The organism is Nesterenkonia ebinurensis, assembly GCF_008711175.1.
Classification (GTDB): domain Bacteria; phylum Actinomycetota; class Actinomycetes; order Actinomycetales; family Micrococcaceae; genus Nesterenkonia; species Nesterenkonia ebinurensis.
The window spans coordinates 50,349-71,056 of record NZ_VWNF01000021.1 but is presented as its reverse complement, the minus strand read 5'-3'; the positions used below and the strand labels follow the sequence as shown (position 1 = coordinate 71,056).

At 65.8% G+C, this 20,708-nt stretch carries 19 protein-coding genes; 8 read left to right on the top strand and 11 right to left on the bottom strand.

All coding sequences use genetic code 11. From position 1 onward, the window contains the following. Window positions 1-139: 139 nt before the first annotated feature. The 4 genes from F0311_RS07945 (at window position 140) to F0311_RS07930 (ending at window position 4,646) form a co-directional block, all read left to right on the top strand. The gene (locus tag F0311_RS07945; protein ID WP_150461647.1) at window positions 140-1,171 is read left to right on the top strand and encodes a Sir2 family NAD-dependent protein deacetylase; all 1,032 of its coding nucleotides are present in this window, start codon (window positions 140-142) and stop codon (window positions 1,169-1,171) included. Window positions 1,172-1,270: 99 nt separating this feature from the next. Beyond that, window positions 1,271-2,908 carry an MFS transporter gene (locus F0311_RS07940; protein ID WP_223881207.1) on the top strand — a complete coding sequence of 546 codons (1,638 nt, stop codon included), beginning with the start codon at window positions 1,271-1,273 and terminating at the stop codon, window positions 2,906-2,908. Window positions 2,909-2,970: 62 nt separating this feature from the next. Further along, window positions 2,971-3,552, top strand: a complete 582-nt coding sequence (locus tag F0311_RS07935; protein WP_150461406.1) for a TetR/AcrR family transcriptional regulator — start codon at window positions 2,971-2,973, stop codon at window positions 3,550-3,552. Next, the gene (locus F0311_RS07930; RefSeq protein WP_150461405.1) at window positions 3,549-4,646 is read left to right on the top strand and encodes a nucleoside hydrolase; all 1,098 of its coding nucleotides are present in this window, start codon (window positions 3,549-3,551) and stop codon (window positions 4,644-4,646) included. Before F0311_RS07935 ends, F0311_RS07930 begins: the two co-directional genes overlap by 4 nt. Here F0311_RS07930 and F0311_RS07925 read toward each other — a convergent pair. Continuing rightward, on the bottom strand, window positions 4,625-5,827 hold the full coding sequence (locus tag F0311_RS07925) for a lipid II:glycine glycyltransferase FemX (RefSeq protein WP_223881206.1): 1,203 nt from the start codon (window positions 5,825-5,827) through the stop codon (window positions 4,625-4,627). The genes F0311_RS07930 and F0311_RS07925 overlap by 22 nt on opposite strands. Window positions 5,828-5,932: 105 nt before the next feature. On the opposite strand from F0311_RS07925, the gene F0311_RS07920 reads away from it, so the two are divergent. Then, on the top strand, window positions 5,933-6,721 hold the full coding sequence (locus F0311_RS07920) for a queuosine precursor transporter (RefSeq protein ID WP_150461404.1): 789 nt from the start codon (window positions 5,933-5,935) through the stop codon (window positions 6,719-6,721). Between the two features lie 5 nt (window positions 6,722-6,726). After that, on the top strand, window positions 6,727-7,611 hold the full coding sequence (locus tag F0311_RS07915; RefSeq protein WP_150461403.1) for a DNA-methyltransferase: 885 nt from the start codon (window positions 6,727-6,729) through the stop codon (window positions 7,609-7,611). 18 nt (window positions 7,612-7,629) lie between these two features. Here F0311_RS07915 and F0311_RS07910 read toward each other — a convergent pair whose 3' ends face one another. The 7 genes from F0311_RS07910 to F0311_RS07880 all read right to left on the bottom strand — a co-directional run bounded on the left by F0311_RS07910 (window position 7,630) and on the right by F0311_RS07880 (window position 12,937). Then, window positions 7,630-7,968 (bottom strand): type II toxin-antitoxin system PemK/MazF family toxin, encoded by a 339-nt coding sequence (locus F0311_RS07910; RefSeq protein ID WP_150461402.1) that lies wholly within the window; start codon window positions 7,966-7,968, stop codon window positions 7,630-7,632. Next, window positions 7,965-8,180: an antitoxin MazE-like protein gene (locus F0311_RS07905; RefSeq protein WP_150461401.1), complete on the bottom strand. Its 216-nt coding sequence runs from the start codon at window positions 8,178-8,180 to the stop codon at window positions 7,965-7,967. The genes F0311_RS07910 and F0311_RS07905 overlap by 4 nt, the downstream gene beginning before the upstream one ends. 38 nt (window positions 8,181-8,218) lie before the next feature. After that, window positions 8,219-9,373: a phosphoribosylformylglycinamidine cyclo-ligase gene (gene purM, locus F0311_RS07900; protein WP_150461400.1), complete on the bottom strand. Its 1,155-nt coding sequence runs from the start codon at window positions 9,371-9,373 to the stop codon at window positions 8,219-8,221. Further along, complete coding sequence (gene purF, locus F0311_RS07895; protein WP_150461399.1) at window positions 9,370-10,995, bottom strand: amidophosphoribosyltransferase; 1,626 nt, start codon at window positions 10,993-10,995, stop codon at window positions 9,370-9,372. Before purF ends, purM begins: the two co-directional genes overlap by 4 nt. Window positions 10,996-10,999: 4 nt before the next feature. Further along, complete coding sequence (locus F0311_RS07890; RefSeq protein ID WP_150461398.1) at window positions 11,000-11,281, bottom strand: hypothetical protein; 282 nt, start codon at window positions 11,279-11,281, stop codon at window positions 11,000-11,002. 143 nt (window positions 11,282-11,424) lie between these two features. After that, window positions 11,425-11,817: a sterol carrier family protein gene (locus F0311_RS07885; protein WP_150461397.1), complete on the bottom strand. Its 393-nt coding sequence runs from the start codon at window positions 11,815-11,817 to the stop codon at window positions 11,425-11,427. Between the two features lie 106 nt (window positions 11,818-11,923). Then, on the bottom strand, window positions 11,924-12,937 hold the full coding sequence (locus F0311_RS07880; protein WP_150461396.1) for an asparaginase: 1,014 nt from the start codon (window positions 12,935-12,937) through the stop codon (window positions 11,924-11,926). A gap of 375 nt (window positions 12,938-13,312) precedes the next feature. Between F0311_RS07880 and purD the strand changes: the two genes are divergently transcribed. Together purD and F0311_RS07870 are read left to right on the top strand one after the other, a co-directional pair. Next, window positions 13,313-14,629: a phosphoribosylamine--glycine ligase gene (gene purD / locus F0311_RS07875; RefSeq protein ID WP_150461395.1), complete on the top strand. Its 1,317-nt coding sequence runs from the start codon at window positions 13,313-13,315 to the stop codon at window positions 14,627-14,629. After that, a complete protein-coding gene (locus F0311_RS07870; RefSeq protein ID WP_150461394.1) occupies window positions 14,626-15,534 on the top strand; it encodes a phosphoribosylaminoimidazolesuccinocarboxamide synthase in 909 nt (302 codons plus the stop codon). Before purD ends, F0311_RS07870 begins: the two co-directional genes overlap by 4 nt. A 124-nt stretch (window positions 15,535-15,658) precedes the next feature. On the opposite strand, the gene F0311_RS07865 is transcribed toward F0311_RS07870, so the two are convergent. The 3 genes from F0311_RS07865 to F0311_RS07855 all read right to left on the bottom strand — a co-directional run bounded on the left by F0311_RS07865 (window position 15,659) and on the right by F0311_RS07855 (window position 20,693). Next, window positions 15,659-17,503, bottom strand: a complete 1,845-nt coding sequence (locus tag F0311_RS07865) for an ABC transporter ATP-binding protein (protein WP_150461644.1) — start codon at window positions 17,501-17,503, stop codon at window positions 15,659-15,661. A gap of 74 nt (window positions 17,504-17,577) precedes the next feature. Beyond that, a complete protein-coding gene (locus F0311_RS07860) occupies window positions 17,578-19,704 on the bottom strand; it encodes an ABC transporter ATP-binding protein (RefSeq protein WP_150461393.1) in 2,127 nt (708 codons plus the stop codon). Window positions 19,705-19,748: 44 nt separating this feature from the next. Beyond that, entirely contained in the window at window positions 19,749-20,693 is a 945-nt protein-coding gene (locus F0311_RS07855) for a metallophosphoesterase (protein WP_150461392.1), read from the bottom strand. Window positions 20,694-20,708 lie beyond the last annotated feature (15 nt).

The following is a 20,708-nucleotide window of genomic DNA, read 5'->3' as shown; positions in this document are numbered from 1 at the left end:
CAGCGCGGTGAGGCACGAGCGTAGTAATGTGCCGACTTCAGGGCGTGAAAGTCGCGGGAATGCGGCCGAGACCGGCAGCGACTCCCTGACCTTGCCCGCACGGATCGAAGATCCGCACGGGTCCCAGACGTCAGGGACCCTGGGTGACGCCGGCGGGACGAGTGCTGAACGGGCCCATCAGGCGGCGCTGCGGTCGATCGCGCGCACCGTTGAAGAGACTGCACCGCCGCAGGATGCCGAGGCTGCGTGTGCCGGTATCCTTCAGCTGCTGCGGGCCGGCAATGTGCTGTGCCTGACCGGGGCCGGCATCTCCACCGACTCCGGCATCCCTGATTACCGTGGTCCGGCAGGATCACTGACCAAGCACCGGCCGATGACCTACCAGGAGTTCAAGTACGACGCCGCGGCCCGCCGCCGTTACTGGGCGCGCTCCTTTGTCGGCTGGCGGCACCTGGAGGCGGCCGAGCCGAACCGGGGTCACGAGATTCTGGCTGATTGGCAGCAGGCGGGGATTCTCAGTGGACTCATCACCCAGAACGTCGATGGTCTCCATAGGGCAGCCGGGTCTGACCCCGTGGTGGCTCTACATGGCGACCTGTCCGAGGTGGTGTGCCTGACCTGCGGGAATACCGAGCATCGGCGCAGCCTGGACGCTCGGCTGGAGGAAGCGAACCCCGGCTACGCAGAGGCCGCTGCGGTGGCGTCTTTAGGTGCGAAGGCCGGCAACGCCTTGCCGGCCGAGAGGCGAGCGGGGCAGGCGCACGCCGCCGGGACCAGCACTGAGAATGTCAACCCGGACGGCGATGTCACTTTGGATGACTCCTGGGTGCAGCGCTTCACTCTGGTCACCTGCTTGGTGTGCGGAGCCGATACCCTCAAGCCCGACGTCGTCTACTTCGGCGAGAACGTGCCGGCAGAGCGGAAGGCAGCGGTGGCAGAACTGGCTGAAGCGGCGTCGTCCCTGCTGGTGGTGGGCTCCTCCATGGCAGTGATGAGCGGCTACTCGATCGCACTGAAGATGGTGCGGGCAGCCAAGCCGGTGGCGGTGATCAACGGCGGGCCCTCCCGGGTGGATGCCAAGGCAGATTGGCGCTGGCGCACCCGGATCACCCTGGCGCTGGAGGACCTGCATGAGCAGATTCACCCGACCGTTGTTTCATCTTCTGCCTGAATCGCGGGGTCAGTGAAACAAGGGCTGGGTATAACGAACAGAGGATATGCATGCCCGGGCTATTTCAAACTATACCGTACGTAAGGTACAGTTTGGGCTGTGAGTCAGCTTAAGCATCAGATGCGCAGACTGCGCGGACGCCGCAGGGAACCTGTGTCCACTGACACCGCCCCCATCCCGCGTGCCGACCACCGCAGCGTAGGCACCCTGCGCTCCACCACGGCCCCGGACACCTCACTGACTCGATGGCAGCGCTGGACCGTGTTGGCCCTGGTCTCCTCCGGTCTGCTGCTGATCTCCCTGGACATGACCATCCTCTACACCGCCCTGCCGCGGCTGACCGCTGATCTGGGGGCCTCCTCCTCCCAGCAGCTCTGGGTGCTCAACGCCTATCCGCTGGTGATGGCCGGCCTGCTGCCCGGATCCGGAGCTCTCGGCGACCGGTTCGGGCATAAGCGCATCTTCCAGGTAGGACTGGTGATCTTCGGCATTGCCTCCCTGGCCGCCGCCTACTCACCCACCGCCAATGCGCTGATTGCAGCCCGCGCCCTGCTCGCCGTGGGGGCAGCGCTGATGCTGCCGGCCACCCTGGCGCTGATCCGGATCAGCTTTGCAATCGTCAAGGAGCGCAATGTGGCCATCGCTATCTGGGCGGCCACCTTCACCGTGGGCATGGCCCTGGGGCCCATTGTGGCTGGGCTTTTGCTGGAATGGTTCTGGTGGGGCTCGGTCTTCCTCATCAACGTGCCCCTGGTGGCCGCGGTGACTGTGCTGATGATCATCCTGGGCCCGCGCAACGCCGCTGATTCCACTCGTCGCTGGGATTTCATCTCCTCAGCCCAGGCCCTGGTGGGCATGGGTGCCTTCGTGCTGGCGATCAAGACCTGGGCGGAGGCCCCGCTGAACCTGTCGCTTGCTGCCGGGTCCACACTGATCGCGGTGGTGGTACTGACCCTGTTCACTCGCCGTCAGCTGCGCCTGGCCGAGACTGCAGAGCCGCTGGTGGACTTCGCGATGTTCCGCAACAGCGGATTCACCGGGGGAGTGATCGCTGCCGGATTGGCTACCTTCATCACCGCCGGCGTCCAGCTGGCCGTGGCCCAACGATTCCAGCTGCTGGAGGACTTCACTCCGCTGCAGGCCGGTCTGCTGGTCACCGCCGTGGCAGTCGGCTCCGCCCCCTTCGCAGTGGTGGGCGGGGCTCTATTGGACAGACTCGGACTGCTGGTGCTCATCGGCGGGGGGATGGGGATCGCCGCAGCCGGTACCCTGATCGGCCTGGCCGCTGCGCTGGCCGACTCCCTCCCCCTGCTGGTGGTGGGACTGGTGATCGGCGGGGCCGGAATGGGCTGCTCCATCTCGGTGGCCTCCACCGCGATCATGGGCAATGTGCCCCCGCACCGGGCCGGGATGGCCGCTTCCACCGAGGAGGTCTCCTACGAGATGGGCAATCTGCTGGGTGTGGCCCTGCTGGGCGCGGTGTTGACCTTCGTCTACTCCTGGACCCTGCAGGTGCCTGAGGGCGCCGAAGCCTGGGCCGGAGCATCGCCGGCCAACGCGCTGGACAGCGGGCATGTGCTGCTGGTGGAGCGTGCCGCAGCAGCTTTCCAACTGGCTTACCTCAGCGTGCTCGGTGCGCTGGCTGCGGTGATGACTCTCGGTGCCGGCGTCGTCGTCTATGTGCTGCGCAAATACACACCCGGCACTGAATCCCAGAAGTACCCGGATAACCACTGAGGCACTGTGCTGGCACCGGGGAGCTCAACACACCACCTCAGACTGGATAGGGTGTAGCGGTAATGAGAGAGTCCAAGCGGGAAGCGGCCCTGGAAGCGGCCAAACATGTGGTGCAGCGCGACGGGGTGACCGCACTGTCCTACGAGTCGGTGGCGGCAGAGGCCGGTCTCACCAAGGGTGGGCTGCTCTATCACTTCCCCACGCGGGAGGACCTGCTGCTGGCTTTGCATGAATACGTGGCCGGGCAGTGGGAGCAGCATATGCGCGACGAGGTAGCTGACGAGGTCCCTGACACCTCTGCACCGGGTCCGGATATCAGGGGCACAGCCCCACTGACTGAGGCGGCCAAGACCGTCGCCTATGTGCGCGCCTCCCAGAACCCGGACCGCGCGGAGCTGCTGCTGACCCTTGAGGCCATCTCCGATCAGGCCGCCCGGGCAGTGTGGAACGGAGTCTATGACCGCTGGGCGGCCCCGGTGCCGGAATCAGCTGAGGACCACGACGCCGTGGCACGGTTCATCGCTCGGCTGGCCGCCGACGGGCTCTGGCTCTACGAGTCCATCTCAGAGCAGCCCATGCACCCGCAGATCCGTGAGCACCTGGTGCGCGCAATCATCGCCCTGGACCGATCGGAGCAGCAGTGATCCCGCTTTTTCTGGACTGTGACCCAGGAATCGACGACGCTGTGGCTCTGGGCTACCTGGTGTGTCAACCTGATGTGGAGATTACCGGAGTGGCCGCCTCCGGGGGCAACGTACCGACTCGGCAGGTGGTCCGTAACGCGCTGGCCTGGCTGGAACTGGCCGGACGGGGTGATGTCCCCGTGCACGCTGGAGCCGAGCTGCCGCTGCGGGCCGCAGAGCAGGGCAGCACACCGGTCTACGCCGATGACACCCACGGTTCTTTGGGGACTGGCCATGCGGTCCTGCCAGGACCAACAACGACGCCGTCCACCGTCCCGGCTGCCCAAGCGTGGGTCGAGGCCGCGCGTGCTCATCCCGGGGAGCTGATCGGCGTGGTCACCGGGCCCTGCACCAACCTGGCGCTGGCACTGCAGGTGGAGCCGCAGCTGCCTGAACTGCTGCGGCGGCTGTTCATCATGGGTGGGGCCTTCAACTACCGGGGCAACACCAAACCGACCACCGAGTGGAACACCGACTTCGACCCGGAGTCCACGGCCCGGGTCTACCAGGGGTTCGGGGCTGCGCTGCAGCTGCCAGCGATCGGCCCCATTGAGGCCACTGAGGCAGTGGTGATGACCCCGCAGCGGCTGGAGCGGATCCTGACCAGTGCTGCTGACCCGCAGTGGAGAGCCTGGCTGGAGCAGATTGCTGAAGCGCTGCGTTTCTACTTCGAGTTCCACGAGTCCGACGGCCACGGCTATCTGGCCCAGATCCACGACCCTTACGTAGTGGCCGCCGCAATCGGCTGGGCCCGGCACCCTGAAGCCGGTATCCCCTGGACAGATCAGCCACGCTTTGGGCGCGGAGGCCGGCAAGGCTTTGCCGACCGGGAGGCGGGACATGTGCCCGCCGCCGGGACTAGCACTGTAGTGGTTGACGTGGAGCTGTCCGGCACGCTCACCCGCGGGGAGACGGTGGCCGACTGGCTGGGCCGCTGGGACCGGGAGCCGAACGTGGAGCTGATCCGCCGCCTGGACGCCGACAGCTTCCTGGACCATCTGGAGCAGACGCTGACTGCCGGGCCAGTTAGCGCCTACCAGCGACGGGTCATATAGGCCTTGAACGCTGCTGACAACGGCCGGTTCAGCGGCAGGTCCCACTCCCCGTGGGTCTGCACCGGATCAGCCCCCATCGTGGTCTTGAACCGGGTCAGCCCGGCCAGCGGATGCTCCGGGTCCAGGGAAGGGCTGATTCCACCCAAGTCGTACCAGGTGCAGTCAGACCGCAGGGCCTGGCGCAGCTGCTGCAGCTGGAGTCCGCGCGGGGCATAGCGTTTGCGCTCCTGGGAGCTGGAGGCCCCATAGGCGTACCAGGCTGCTTTGCCCTGCCGGATGTAAATGGCTGCTGCCAGCAGGGTGTCATTCCAATGCGCCAGATGCAGTGTGCATTCGCTGTCCGGCTGGCCCTCTAGGGCGGCGAACATGCGCTGGAAATACTCCTGAGGCCGCAGCAGGAACTCATCCCGCTGCGCGGTCTCCTCATAGAGGACCTGCCAGGCGTCGAGCTGCTCAGCCCCTGTGGTGCTGAAGCTCAGCTCTGAGCGGGTGGACTTACGGGTCTGCCGCCGGGAGGTGGAGTCCATCCGGGACAGGGCGGCCTCCACCCGCCGCTCCAGGTCCTCCTCGGGATCAGCCTGCGGATCGGCCGACTCCAAGGGGATGCGGGTGGTGAACTGGGGTTGTCCGGCGTCGAAGTCCGCCTCGGCCGTGGGAGGCTGCCAGCCCAACTGCTGCAGCTGGGAATGCAGGCCGGCGGCGTCGTGATCCTCCTGGGCAGGCTCAAGGGCTGCCAGGCCGCTGTGCTCCCCGGCGGCCAGTGCTTTGCGAACCGTGCTGGCCTCCCAGCGGCGTACCTGCCCGGGCAGGCCCATCCGGATGAGGAAGGCGCCCTGGGACTTCAGGTAGTTCACCAGCGGGGGCAGCACCTGATCCGCCGGATAGGTGGTCAAGTCCACCACCGGGCCCTCGGCGATATAGACCAGGCAACGGCGCCCCAAGTAGGGGATCGCCCTGGGCAGCGGGAGCCTGCGGTAGAGCACCAGGGCGGCACCGATGAGCTCAGTGCCGGAGAAGATTCCCACAGACTCACCGCGCCAGTCGATCTTCACTGCCGGCCACCTCGGGTTCTGCAGGAAGGAGCTGGTGGAATGCTCCGCGAGGAACGCAGCATGCCCCGCGGAGCTGATGCTGCGCACCGTGATCTGGGCCGTACTCTCGACAGTGGGCTGTTGGGTCACCGGTACAGAATAGTGCCCTCAGCTACGCTAGACCGGTAGGAAGCCACGCCCAGGCAGCAGGCTTCTTCGAATTACTTTCAAACCCCTTGATGAGAGGACACCCCTATGACCACGCCCGATAGCGGATCTGGGCAGGGGTCCGCAGCCTCTGCGGCCCCCGGAGAAACCACAAAAACACGCTTCGCCAGCATCGGCAGCCAGTACTACGCGATCCTTGTTTCACTGCTTGCGGCCTTCTACCTCATCTCCAATATCGCCGCGACCAAGCAGATGTCTTTCAACCTGGGCTTCACCGACTGGGTGGTCGACGGCGGCGTCTTCCTGTTCCCGCTGACTTATCTGCTCGGCGGAATCATCACAGAGGTCTACGGCTTCCGGGCCGCCCTGAGAGCCGTACTCATTGGCTTCACGGTGATGGTGGTCGGCGCAGTGGTCTTCGGCCTGGTCACCGCCTCACCGCCGGTGGGGGACGCCTACAACCAGGAGGCCTTTGAGATTCTCTTCGGCTGGGACGGGGTATACGTCCGTATCCTCATCGCCTCGCTGATCGCCTTCGTAGCGGGGCAGCTGATGAATGCCTATGTCATCACCTGGATCAAGTCCCGGTTCGGCGAATCCAATCTCTGGGCGCGCCTGATGTCCTCCACGGTCTTCGGCCAGATCGTCGACACCTTTATCTTCGGGCTCATCGCCTTCACCACCTTCCCGCTGTTCCTCAATGCGCTGCCCGGCATCGACCTCTTCCCGCTGATGGGCTGGGGCGAGTTCTGGAACTACTTCATTCTTGGGGTGGTCTACAAGTGCCTCATTGAATGGGTGCTGCTGCCGGTCACCTACGCCGTGGTGGGTATGCTCAAGCGGCACGAACCCAGTTATTACCAGCGGGTCGCTTGAGGCTGATGAGCTCTGCCCTGTGGCGGCCGGATGGCCCGAACACCGTGATCGAAGGCGAGAACCTCCCGGTGCTTCAGCAGCTTCCGGATGAGGCCTTCCAGATGATCTACATCGATCCGCCCTTCAACACCGGCCGAATCCAGCGCAGGCAGTCCATCAGCACCGTGCGCTCGGCCGAGGGCGACCGGGTGGGGTTCAAGGGCCGGACCTATCAGACGCTGAAGGGCACCCTGACCGCCTATGACGATGCCTTCGCCGACTACTGGGAGTTCCTCTCCCCCCGGCTGGAGCAGGCTTGGCGCCTGCTGGCTGAGACCGGCACGCTCTACCTGCACCTGGACTACCGGGAAGTGCACTACGCCAAGGTGCTGCTGGATGCGCTGTTCGGCCGGGAATGCTTCCTCAACGAGATCATCTGGGCCTATGACTATGGGGCACGCACCAAACGGAAATGGCCCACTAAGCACGACACCATCCTGGTCTACGTCAAGGATCCTAAGCGCTACTGGTTCAACAGTGCGGAGGTGGACCGGGAGCCCTATATGGCCCCGGGCCTGGTGACCGCCGAGAAGGTCGCCCGCGGCAAGCTGCCCACCGATGTCTGGTGGCACACCATCGTCTCGCCCAACGGCCGGGAGAAGACCGGCTACCCCACCCAGAAACCGTTGGGCATCATCCGCCGCATGGTGGCTGCGTCCTCGCGGCCGGGGGACTGGGTGCTGGACTTCTTCGCCGGCTCCGGGACCCTCGGGGCGGCTGCGGCTGAACTGGGCCGTCGCTATCTGCTCATCGACCAGAATCTGGAGGCCATCACCACCATGCGCCGCCGGCTGACCAGTGAGCACGACGCCGCCACCTCGCCCCAGTTTCTGACCGCAGAGCGGGACTGACCCGGCGTGGCCCTGGGGTCAGCCCGCGATGCCGAGGTAGAGCAGCAGCGCGCGCTCCACCTCCACGAGCTGCTCAGCTGTGAGGCGACCGCAGTAGGTTCCAAGTGCAGAGCGTTTGTAGGTGTGGATCTTGTCCGTCATTGCGTATGAGTCATTCGCTATTCCGGTGGCTTCGTCAGAGCCGATGTGAACGCGGGTTGGTGATTCCAGAGGCACGGTGGTCAGCGGAATCATTGTGATCGACTCCGGATTTTCAAACGAATCGCTGCGGATGATGATCGCAGGCCGAGGCTTGTTGCTGTCACCGCCCGGTCCGCCGCCTATCGTCCAGACATCACCGCGACGGGCTTCCCTCACGAGTAGTCGTCCTCGGGCAAGTCAGCGGCGAACTCCTCCAGTTCGTCCATGATGCCCTCTTTCCGGTCTGCCTCAGCCATTCGCTGGGCGGACTCGCGGCAGTACTGCCGGAACTCCTCGCTGTTGGTGTCCGGCACCCAGATGCGGATCTCGCGGTAGCCGCGGTCCTTCATGCGCTGGCGGTAGGCCGCTACACGCTGTGCGCTGCTCATGCCTCCATGTTACGCGTAACGCGTTCCGCTGTCTCCGGTCACCCGGCGTAGGTGCCGGTGAGCAGGACGCCGCCGCCGTCCACGCCTTTGGCGCCCTGCACAAAGTCCTCACCGGCATCGGCCACCTCCCCCGGGGAGTATGCACTGATACTACCCATCACCCAGGAGCGAAGACCTGCGGCATTGAGACGTTCGACGACGCCGTCGGCAGCCTCAGGTGCCACCACCGCGATCATGCCTACCCCCAAATTGAGAGTGCGCTCAAGATCAGCCTGCGGCACCTGGCCCAGATCCGCCATCACGGTGAACACCGAAGGCCAGGCCCAGGTGGACCGGTCCACAGTGGCCATCAGCCCGTTGGGCAGCACGCGGGCCAGATTGGCGGCCATACCGCCGCCGGTGACATGGCTGAAACCACGGATCGGTGCGTCGGGGGAGATCTCGGCTTCAGCGGGGTCGCCGTTGAAGTGGGACACCAGATCCAGGCAGGGCTGAGTGTAGAGCTTGGTGGGCTCCAGCAGCTCCTCGCCCAGGGTGCGGCCGAACTCCGGAACCTCTCTGCTGTAGGCCCAGCCGGCCTCATGCACAATCCGGCGGATCAGTGAGTACCCGTTGGAGTGGATGCCGGAGGAGGCCATGCCGATGACCAGATCCCCAGCCCGGACCCGCTCCGGGCCCAGCACAGCGGAGGCGTCCACCACGCCGGTGGCCGCCCCGGCGACGTCATACTCGTGCTCGCCTAACAGGCCGGGATGCTCAGCAGTCTCACCACCCACCAAGGCAGTGCCGGCCTCGGCAGTGGCCTTCGCGATCCCGGAGACGATTGCGGCGATCCGGGCCGGCTCCACCTTTCCGCAGGCGATATAGTCGGTCATGAACAGCGGTTTCGCCCCGGCCACCACAATGTCATCGACCACCATGCCCACCAGGTCATATCCGATGGTGTCGTGAATATCCATGGCCTGGGCGATCGCCACCTTGGTGCCCACACCGTCGGTGGAGGTGGCCAGCAGCGGCCGAGGCAGCCGTTTCAGCTCAGATGCGTCGTAGAGACCGGCGAAGCCGCCGAAGCCGCCCACCACCTGCGGAGTATGGGTGGCCTCGATATGAGCCTTCATCAGCTCCACGGCACGGTCGCCGGCCTCCACATCCACCCCGGCCGAAGCATAGGTGATAGGTGAGCCTCCGCTCATTGCCGGGCTCCCGTCGTCGTGCTTTCCAGCACCCCGTTGCCGGCACCGTTGGTCACGGTCTCCTCGCGCAGCGGCGGCTCAGTGTCATCGAGTTCGAACTCGGCATCCGGGCCGGGTTCGCAGCCGATCTGCGCCCGGCGGTGCGGCATCCCAGGCAGCAGCGGCTGCTCCAGCAGCATCTTGCCGCGACGCTCCTCCGGGGGCAGCTCAATGGGGTATTGGCCGGAGAAGCAGGCGGTGCACAGGGTGGAGCGCGGCTGACCGGTGGCGGCGATCATGCCGTCTTCGCTGATGTAGGCCAGGGAATCTGCGCCCACTGCCGTGGTGATCTCTCCAATGGTAGCCCCGTTGGCGATCAGCTCGGCGCGGGTGGCGAAGTCGATCCCGTAGAAGCAGGGCCATTTGATCGGCGGGGAGGAGATCTTGACATGAATTTCTGCGGCACCGGCCTCCTTGAGCATCCGCACGATAGCCCGCTGAGTGTTGCCGCGCACGATCGAATCGTCTACCACCACCACCTTCTTGCCCCGCACCACATGCTCTTGCACGTTGAGCTTGAGCCGAATCCCCAGCTGGCGCAGAGTCTGGCTGGGCTGGATGAAGGTGCGGCCCACATAGGCGTTCTTGATGAACCCCTGGGAAAACGGCAGTCCGGAAGCCTCCGCATACCCCACAGCGGCAGGAGTGCCGGATTCGGGCACCGGGATCACGATATCGGCGTCGTGGGTGTCCTCATGGGCCAGCTGCCGACCCATCTCCACCCGGGACTCATAGACGCTGCGGCCGTTGATGTTGGCATCCGGGCGGGCCAGATACACGTACTCGAACACACAGCGGGCCGGATCAGCCTCGGCGAACCGGTGGGAGCGAACCCCGTCGGCATCGATGGCGATGAACTCTCCGGGCTCCACCTCCCGGATGATGCTGGCGCCCACGGTGGCCAGGGCGGACTGCTCAGAGGCCACCACCCAGCCGTTGGCCAGCCGACCCAGCACCAGAGGCCGGACCCCTTGTGGATCGCGGGCGGCGTAGAGGGTGTTCTCATCCATGAACACCAGGCAGAAGGCGCCCTTCAGAGTGGGCAGCAGCGCCAGCGCCTGCTCCTCCAGGGACTCTCCGGGCTGGTTCTTCAGCAGGGCGGTGACCAGGGCGGTGTCTGTGGTGTTGCCCTGGGCGAGCTCGCCGAACTTGGCGGCCCCGTGCCGGGCGACCACCTGGTCGTAGAGGTCCGCGGAGTTGGTCAGGTTGCCGTTGTGGCCCAGAGCCACAGTGCCGTGCGGGGTGGCGCCGAGAGTCGGTTGGGCATTGGACCACTGGTTGCCGCCGGTGGTGGAGTAGCGGCAGTGGCCGATCGAGATATGCCCGCGCAGAGCGTTCAGCGTGGCCTCGTCGAACACCTGGGAGACCAGGCCCACGTCCTTGTACACCTGGATATGGTCGCCGTCGGAGGTGGCGATCCCGGCCGACTCCTGACCACGGTGCTGCAGGGCGAAGAGCCCGTAGAAGCTGAGCTTGGCGACCTCCTCGCCCGGGGCCCAGACTCCGAACACTCCGCACTCGTCCTGCGGCAGAGGGTCCTCATCCAGAAGATTGTGATTCAGGCGGCCGTCGGCCCGTGCCATGTGCTCAGCGCTCCTCTGCCGGTTCGATGTAGCCGGAGGTTGAACGGCCGCGCAGCACTTTCTCCAGGGTCAGCCACGCAGTGGCGCCCAGGGCGATGGCCGGTAGGCAGAACACCAGGGTCATATACCCCAGGGAGGCTGCACGGGAGTAGTTGGGATCAGCTGGGGTGGAATACACCACGATGACGGCGGCAGTGAAGGCCACCACCACGGCGCCCACAATGAACGGCATCAGTTTGGGCACGGTGCGAACGCTCACTTGACGGCGGTGCGTGCTTGGAGACATATGGGCAATTCTACGCGGCTTCGCCGTGTTCCCCTCAATCGCCTGCCCGAAATGAGCGGGCAATCCTCAGCCACCTTGGTAATAGTTCGGCATGCGGGGCATTTCTCTCGGCTCAGTCGGGTCTCGGAAGGCCCTGAGCGGGCTCAGGTCTGCTCCCGGCTCAATCGGGCACTTAGGGGAAGCAGATGACTCAGATCGGCGCGGGTGCCGGAGGCGGTGATCCGGCCGGTCTGCTGCGCCTGCTCCCAGCGGAGCCGCCCAGTGGCCAGTTGCAACCAGGTAGCTGGGTCAAGCTCCACTATGTTCGGCGGGGTACCGCGGGTATGGGCGGGTCCGGCGATGCACTGGGTGACCCCGTAGGGCGGCACCCGTACCTCCACAGAGTTCCCCGGAGCCCGTTCGGCCAGTTCTTCCAGCAGGTAACGCACTGCAGTGGCGAGGGTGCGGCGGTCAGGGGAGTCAGCGCCGTCGTGCTCCTCTGCCCACGTCTGCAGGGCGGTCTGGCCCTGCTGCTCACTGATACGTCGTCTTGCCATTGGTGGTGCTCCTCCTGATCCGTTCGGTGGGCGGCTATGACGAGGATCTGCCCGCTTTTCGGACAGATTTGTCGTCGCAACCGACCACCGTACGTGGGTATGCGAGCTACAGGGCTGAGGTAACAGCCTCAGAGAGGTGAAGCTCCCCGGCAGGCAGCTGATCGGCCCCGCCAGTGATCGGTTTGACCAGGATGGTCAGCACCCGCTGTAAGTCATCCAGATCGATGACCTCGGCGGCGGCCAGCAGGCTCAACGCCACCAGGTGATTGGCCCGCGGCGAGCCGTCCAGGGTCTTCACCGCTGCGGTGGTGCCGTCAGGGGCGGCGACCACCAGCACACCCTCGGCCCCGGATTTGGCTAGCAGGCCCAGCTGCTCCATCACCACGGTGTCGGATTCGCCCTCGCCGCGCACCGCCCACGGGTAGTCCAGCATCGCCTGGGTCACGGTGAAGGCATGCACCTCGGCATCTCGGCGGGACAACGAGGATGCCAGCTTCCCCATCCCGCGGGCCAGCCCGGTCAGGCTCATGGCGGCAGCCGGGGCCCCACAGCCGTCTACGCCCACTGCGGCAGGCCGCTCCCCGCAGTACTCGGCGTAGACCTCGTTGACCGCCTGCTGGAGAGGGTGTTCAGGGTCGGTGTAGGTGGCCAGCCGCCAGCCCTGGGTGCGGGCTGCGGCCAGAAAAGCAGCATGTTTGCCCGAGCAGTTGAATGCCAGCTTGGTCTTAGGGCGGCCCGCCTCCAGGTGTTGCTGTAGATCCTTGGTCCGGGCCGGATACGCCTCCGGGCACTTCAGGTGGCTCTCCTCCAGTCGCTCTTTGGCCAGTGTGCTGGCCGCCAGGTCCTGGTGCCGCTGGGATCCTATATGGGAGCCGCAGGCCAGGGCCACAGCCTCCGGGCTGATCAGTGCACCGGAGCGCAGCGAAGCCACCGCCTGCAGAGGTTTCAGAGATGAGCGCGGGAAAGTGGTGGCCTGCGGGGCGCCCAGGGAGCGGAGGACTCCGCCCCCGGGGCCGATCAGCACCGCGGAGCCCAGGTGCCGGGATTCGGTGAACCCGGCCCGGGTCACCACTGCCAGTTCTGCGGATTGAACCGCCGTAGCTGTCTGCACACTGCTCATAGGTACACCCTATGACGACTGAGTCTCCGGCTCCTGCTGCGCCCGGCGCTGTGCTCTCGCCACTTTAAGAGATCCGCCACTGGGCGATGTCTGGTTCGCTTGCTTCCCACGGCCCATCAGCGGGCCCCCGGCTCGCGCTCTTGCGCTCACGCTGGCACGTAACTGGTTCTGCGCCTGGCTCGGTCACACATGCCTGCGGCATGTGCCCCACTCCGCCGGATTTGCCCAGTACGCACCCTCGCACATGCTCACAACGGCAGCACCTACCGGCAGAACCCCCTAAGCCATCGCCAGGCCGAGGCCTCCCCCGTCAGCTCTTCCGACTTAAGTGCCAGCAGAGGATTGCTGAGGCCCGGCTGCCGCTAGGCTGGAGCCATGAAGATTCTGGTGATTGGGTCCGGAGGCCGTGAGCACGCTATTGTCCGCGCGCTGAACCGTGACCCGCAGGTCAAAGAGGTCCATGCCGCCCCGGGCAACGCCGGGATTTCCCAGGACGCCACGCTGAAAGCAGTCGATGCCAGCGCCCCCCGTGATGTCGCGGCGCTGGCCTACGACGGCGGCTACGATCTGGTAGTCATCGGCCCCGAGGCTCCTTTGGCCGCCGGCGTGGCCGATGCTGTCCGCGATGCGGGCATTCCGGTGTTCGGCCCCTCGCAGGCCGCCGCCCAGCTTGAAGCCTCCAAGGCTTTCGCCAAACTGGTGATGAGCTCCGCCGGAGTTCCCACCGCTGAGGCAGTCCATGCCACCACCCCGGCCGAGGCGATCGAGGCGTTGAGCAGCTTCGGCCCCCCGTATGTGGTCAAGGACGACGGCCTGGCCGCGGGCAAGGGGGTGGTGGTCACTGAGGATCGGGAGGCCGCAGTCGCGCATGCGGTCAGCTGTCTCTCCGGGGGCTCCACGGTAGTCATCGAGGAGTTCCTGGACGGTCCCGAAGTCTCCCTCTTTGTGCTCAGCGACGGACAGAACCTGGTTCCGCTGAGCCCCGCCCAGGACTTCAAACGGATCCATAACGACGACGCCGGCCCCAACACCGGAGGCATGGGCGCCTATACGCCGCTGGACTGGCTGGAGGGCTACGCGGAGACCGATCCTGCGGGCGTGACCCGGAACTTCACCGAGATCGTGGTGGACACCGTCGCCCGGCCCACCATCGAGGAGATGGCCCGCCGCGGCGCCCCGTTTATCGGTGTGCTCTACTGTGGTCTGGCGGTCACTTCCAGGGGAGTCAAGGTCGTAGAGTTCAACGTCCGGTTCGGCGATCCCGAGACCCAGGCAGTGCTCGAGCGGCTGCAGACACCGCTGGGCCAGCTGCTGCTCGATGCAGCCACCGGTCAGCTGGATGCCGATCGGCAGCTGGAGTGGTCGAACGGCTACGCAGTAGATGTAGTGATCGCTGCAGAGAACTACCCGGAGTCCCCGCGCAAGGGCGATGTGATCACCGGGGTGCAGGAGGCTGAACGACACACTGGAGTCTCAGTGCTGCACGCCGGGACCGTGCTCGACGAGAATGGCGAGCTGGTCACCGCAGGCGGGCGAGTGCTGGCCGTGGTCGGCACCGCCGACACTCTCGCCCAGGCCCAGGCCCGCGCCTACGCCGGGGCGCAGAAGATCAGCTGGCCGGGCGCCCAGTACCGCACCGACATCGCCGCCAAAGCGGTCGCCGGGCAGATCAGTGTGGAACCGGCAGTATGAGCGCATCCGAACTTCTCGGCTGGCAGCATCTACATTCCGGCAAGGTTCGCGACCTCTACCAGCCCGCCCCAGGATCTGAGTGGGACGGGCAGAACGTGCTGCTCATGGTGGCCACCGACCGGATCAGCGCCTATGACCACGCCCTGAGCCCAGGCATCCCGGACAAGGGCATCATCCTCACCCAGCTCAGCCTCTGGTGGTTCGAGCAGCTAGCCGCCCAGGGCATCGGCAACCACGTGGTGTCTACTGAAGTGCCCCAAGAAGTGGCCGGCCGCGGCGTCGTCGTCCGCCGGTTGGAGATGGTGGAGGCCGAGGCGATTGTGCGCGGCTACCTGACCGGCTCCGGGCTTGCTGAGTATCGCGAGTTCGGCACCGTCCATCAGATCCCGCTCCCCGGGGGGCTGACCGACGGCTCGAAACTGCCTGAGCCGATCTTCACCCCTTCCACCAAGGCCGAGCAGGGTCTGCACGATGAGAACATCAGCTTCGCGAAGCTGGAAGTGGCGCTCGGCGCCGAGCTGGCGGACCGGGTGCGCGAGGCTTCGCTGCGGATCTACCGCTTCGCTGCCGAGCGCGCCGCGCAGACCGGGATCATCCTGGCCGACACCAAATTCGAGTTCGGGCTGGATGCCGCTGGCGAGCTGGTGCTGGCCGATGAGGTGCTCACGCCGGACTCCTCCCGGTTCTGGCCGGCCGAGGGGTGGGAGCAGCACGTTCGGCAGGGCAAGGTCCAGCCCAGCTTCGACAAGCAGTACGTCCGCAACTGGCTGACCAGCCCCGACTCAGGGTGGAACAAGGACGACGACGCCGCCCCACCACCGCTTCCGGAGCAGATCGTCACTGCCACCCGGGACCGCTATCTGGACGCCTACCGCCGCCTCACCGGCTCCGCTCTGAGTTTCTGAACGGGAACGGCGGAGCCCCGTAAGGGCAGGTCAGTCAGAGCTTTAGCAGGCGGCGCAGGATAGTCTCCAGCTGCAGCATTTCCAAGGGATCCAACTGGCCAACTCGGAGTGGATCGACTCGTGGTCAGGAGCCCATGGTGGCCGACCACGCGCTGTGGAGTTTGGCGAAGTAGCCGCCGGCGGCGATGAGCTCGTCCGGGGAGCCGTCTTCGACCACGTGGCCCTCATCGATGACCAGCACCCGGTCGGCGATGGCCACAGTGGAGAGCCGGTGGGCGATGATCAGTGCGGTCCGGCTGCCCAGCAGCCGCTCCAGCCCTTGCTGCACCAGCTGCTCGCTGGGCAGATCCAAGGACGACGTCGCCTCATCCAGGATCAGCACCGCAGGGTCGGCCAGGAAGGCTCGGGCGAAGGAGACCAGCTGGCGCTGACCGGCAGAGATCCGGCCGCCGCGCTTATTCACGTCAGTGTCGTAGCCCTCCGGCAGGCTCAAGATGAACTCATGGGCACCCACGGCCTTGGCAGCGTCGTAGATCTCCTCATCAGTGGCCTCCGGGCGGGAGAGGGCGATGTTCTCCCGGATGGAGCCGGAGAACAGGAAAGCCTCCTGGGTGACCATCGCTACGTGCCGGTGATGATCATGCTCGGCCAGCTCGCGCAGCTCCACACCGTCTAGGGTCAGCGAACCGGAGGTGACATCGTAGAACCGGGCCAGCAGCTTCACCAGGGTGGACTTGCCGGCCCCGGTGCGGCCCACCACCGCCACGGTCTGCCCGGCCGGGATGTGCAGGTCCAGCTTCTGCATCACCACCGGGCCCTCCTCGGTGTACTTGAACTCAGCATCTCTGAACTCGATCTCCCCGCGGCACTCCTCCAAATGCCGGGGCTTCTTCACCTGGCGGACCTTGGGGGTCTCCTCCAGCAGACCGGAAACCTTCTCCAGGGCCGCGGTAGCCGACTGCAGGGAGTTGTAGAACATGGCGATCATGTCCAGCGGCTGGAACACCCGCTTGGTGGAGAGCACGATACCGGCCAGCAGCCCAGCACCGAGGTCACCCTCGAGCACTCGGAAGCCGCCCCAGAGCAGCACAGCTGCCACCGAGAGATTGCCGATCAGCATGAGCCCAGGCTGCAGAATGCCGAAGAGCCCGATGGACTTGACCATGTCATCGCGGTAAATCTTGGCCAGCTTGCGGTACTGCCGGGACCGGGCGTGCTCGCGCCGGAAGGCCTGGACCGCGCGGATGCCGGTCATCGACTCCACAAAGTGCACGATCATCCTGGCCGAGCTGATCCGGGTGCGCCGGTAGGCCACCTCAGCGTTCTTCTGGTACCAGCGGCCCAGGAAGAAGATCGGCACCACAGCAGCCAGCAGCACCAGTCCGGAGCGGAAGTCGCTGATCCAGATGTAGACAAAAGTGAAGGTCATGAACATGATGCCTTGGACCAGCTGGTTGACCCCGCCGTCGAGCAGCTCGCGCAGCGCCTCCAAGTCTGAGGTCTGCCGGGATATCACCTTGCCTGAGGTGTAGTCCTCGTGGAAGTCCAGGCTCAGTGCCTGGGTCTTGCGGAAGACCTCATCGCGCAGTTTGTAGAGCATGGCCTGGGAAGCCTCGGCGGTCATCCGGGTGTACCAGTAGAGCAGCACCCCGGCGGTGATCGCGCAGAGCAGGTAGAGCACAGCCGGAATCCACAGGCCGGTCATATCCCCGTCGATCAGCCTTGGCAAGCCCCAGTCGATGGCCAGTCCACCAGCGATGAACGGGGTGGCGGCCTGAGCGGCCTGGGAGACCACCACGGCGGTGGCGGTGACCAGCAGCTTGCCGCGAACGCCCTCGCTGGCCCGCCAGAGCAGGGAAAGCGAGCGTCTGCGGATGAACTTACGCTCATCCTTGTTGAAGGTCAGCTCCTCCTCGGCGGCGGTGCCGCGCAGGTGGGCGAACTCATCCTGCTCCCGCGGGGGTGCGATCTTGGAGAGGTCCAGTGCGGCAGTGTCGACAAAGTGCGAATCGTCGATATTCGCAGTGCGGCCGTTGTGCTCGCTCACTTGGTCACCTCCCTGCTAGTCCCGGCGGCGGGCACATGTCCCGCTGCCTCTCGTTCGGCTGCAACGGCGCCGGACTCCGCACCTAAAGTCGACCCGTCGGCTTGGTCTCGGGCCTCATCGTGCTCGGCGGGAATCGCATCCCGTTCGTTCGCTTCCCCCGAGAACATTCCGTTCTCGCGGAATCCCTGCTCGCTCTCGTCTGCGGAGATCGTGTCCATGAGTTCTTGGCCCCCGGGCGGGGGCGGTTTCATGATCTTGGCGTAGGTCTCGCTGCGGGCCAGCAGTTCGGTGTGAGTCCCCACATCGGTGATCCGGCCCTGGTGCAGCAGGGCCACCCGGTCTGCCAGAGCCACTGTGGAGGGGCGGTGGGCCACAATCAGAGTGGTGGTGCCTTCCAGCACGCTGCGCAGCCGCGCAGTGACCCGCTCCTCAGTGCGCACATCGAGGGCGGAGAGGGGATCGTCCAGCAGCAGCACCGAAGGTTTGGCGGCGATCGCCCGGGCCAGAGCCAGCCGTTGGCGCTGGCCGCCGGAGAGGCTGAGCCCCTCCTCGCCGATTCTGGTGTCCAGACCCCCGGGCAGGTTGGCGGCGAACTCGGCGTCAGCAGTGTGCAGTGCCTCGGTCAGAACCTCCTCCAGCTGGCCAGCGGTAGGAGCCTGGTCGCGGTGCGGGTGTGCCGGGTCGTCCTCGTCGCGCTGATGGCCGGTGCCCAGGAGCACATTGGACTTCACCGTGGTGGAGAACAGGGTGGGGTCCTCAAAGGCCACTGCGATCCGGGAGCGCAGATCCGGCAGCGAGTACTCTCGCACATCGATGCCGTCGATCCGCACACTGCCCCCCGTGACGTCATAGAGCCGAGGCACCAGGTTCAGCAGGGTGGAGGTACCGCCGCCGGTGGCCGAGACCAGGGCCATGGTCTCCCCAGGCTCCACGCGCAGAGTGGCGCCGCGGATCAGGTCTTCCTTGGCGTCGGGGTAGCGGAAGTGCACCTGATCCAGCTCGACCAGCCCACGCTCTTCGGAGGTGGTCGGCTCGGCCGGGGAGGTGACCTCCGGCTCGATGTCCATCACATCAATGTGTCGGTCAATGCTGGTCTTGGCCATGAAGACCATGCCGATGAGCATGCCGATGCCCTCGATGGGCTGTTTGAGCACCACGGCCATGGCGAAGAACCCGGCAAGCGCGCCGGGGGTCAGGTCGCCCTGGGCGGCCAGGTAGAGGCCGGTGAAGATGCACAGCGCCAGCACTGACTCCGGCAGCAGCACCATGAGCATCTGGAACTTGGCCAGGGTGCGCATTTTGGAGACCTCGAGGTCACGGAGGGTGGCGGCTTCCTCCTTGAAGGAGGAGCGGGCCCAGTCTCCGCGGCCGAAGGCCTTCAGCACCCGGATGCCGTGTACCGACTCTTCCACCTTGGTGGCCACCTCACCGGCCTGGTCCTGGGCTGAGCGGGAGTAGTGGATGAATTTGCGGCGGAAGGTCGGACCCAGCACGATCACCGGCACTGCGGCACAGAGGAAGAGTCCGGCCAGTATGGGTGACCAGGTGAACATCACGCCGATGCCCACACTGACTGTGATGGTGGCGGTGACCAGCATCAGTGAGCCGAAGGCGAAGAACCTGCGCAGCATATTGAGGTCAGCAATGGCGCGGGACTGCAGCTGACCGGCCTCCCAGGCTCCGTGGAAGGTCGCGTTCTGATGCACCAGACGGTCGAACAGGGAGATGCGCATATTCATCTCAGCGTCTGAGGCCGGCGGGATCACAAAGAACCGGCGCAGGAAGACAAAGATCGCCTCCAGCACGCCCAGGCCCAGCACAATGGCGAAGGCGGTCCAAACCACCGCACCCACGGCGTTGACGGCCTCGATGTCATCGACCAGCCCTCCGAGCACCACCGGGATGGACAGCGCGATGACCCCGGCGCCGATAGCAGCCAGCACGCCGAAGAACCAGCGCAGCTTCAGGCCCTCCAGATAGGGCACCAGCCGGCCCAGCGCCTGGGCCAGGCTGCGACGTTCCCCGGACTCCACCCGTTGCCGGGCGGCGCGCTGCTGAGCGCCGAGCGGGGATTCAGGATTTTCCTGCGACTCCTGGCTGCGCTTCTGCTCAGATTGTTGCATGGTGCAACTACTTTACTCCGGGTAGGGGATGGGGACCAAACTGCTCACCGTTGTTCCGGGCCGATGGTGACCAAGGTCGCCTCAGGTGGACAGAACAGCCGCACCGGAGCCATGGCTGAGGTGCCGATGCCGGCTGAGACATGCACCTCCGTGCTGCCGTGAGCCCCGCGCAGGGTGTGCAGTCCCTTAGCGTACCGCGGAGGCAGGTCACAGTTGGTGACCAGGGCGTGTCCGCCGGACCCGTCGAAGGCCGGCAGGCACACCTGGCCGCCGTGGGTATGCCCGGCGAAGACCGCATCAGCCCCGGAGTCGGCAAAGGTCTCCAGCACTCGCCGGACTGGGGCATGGGCCACCCCGATCTTCAGATCCGCAGGCTGCTTCGGCTGCGCATCGGTGCTGGGCCAGCCGGAGAACTCATCGAGCTGTAGATGCGGGTCATCCACTCCGGAGAACTCCACTTCCAGTCCGTTGAACCGGGCGGAGCTGTGCGCATTGGTGAGGTTGGCCCAGCCGGCGGTCTCGAAACCGCCGAACAGCTCCTCAGTGGGCAGTGACTGAGTGCTGGGATGCAGGGTGGAGGGCCCTTTGAAATACTTCAGCGGGTTCTTGAACCGGGGGGCGTAGTAGTCATTAGAGCCCGGCACAAAACACCCGGGGAACTGGAGCAGCGGCCCTAGAGCTTCAAGCACCTCGGGCACAGCCTGCCGGTCGGAGAGATTGTCCCCGGTATTGACCACCAGGTCCGGCTCAAGGTCGGCCAGCTGCTGCAGCCACCGGTATTTGCGCTGCTGCCCTCGCACGTAGTGAATGTCTGAGATGTGCAGCACCCTCAGCTCAGCGGGCAGATCCGCAACGGTGATCTCTGCGTGCCGGAGAGTGAACCGGTTGAGCTCCACCTGGTTGGCATACACCAGTGTTCCCAGCCCCAGTGCACCGACGACGCCGCCGAGTCCGGCAGCCGCCCAGGCTGCGGTATTGTCAGCGCTCACCGGGCCAGCGCTGAT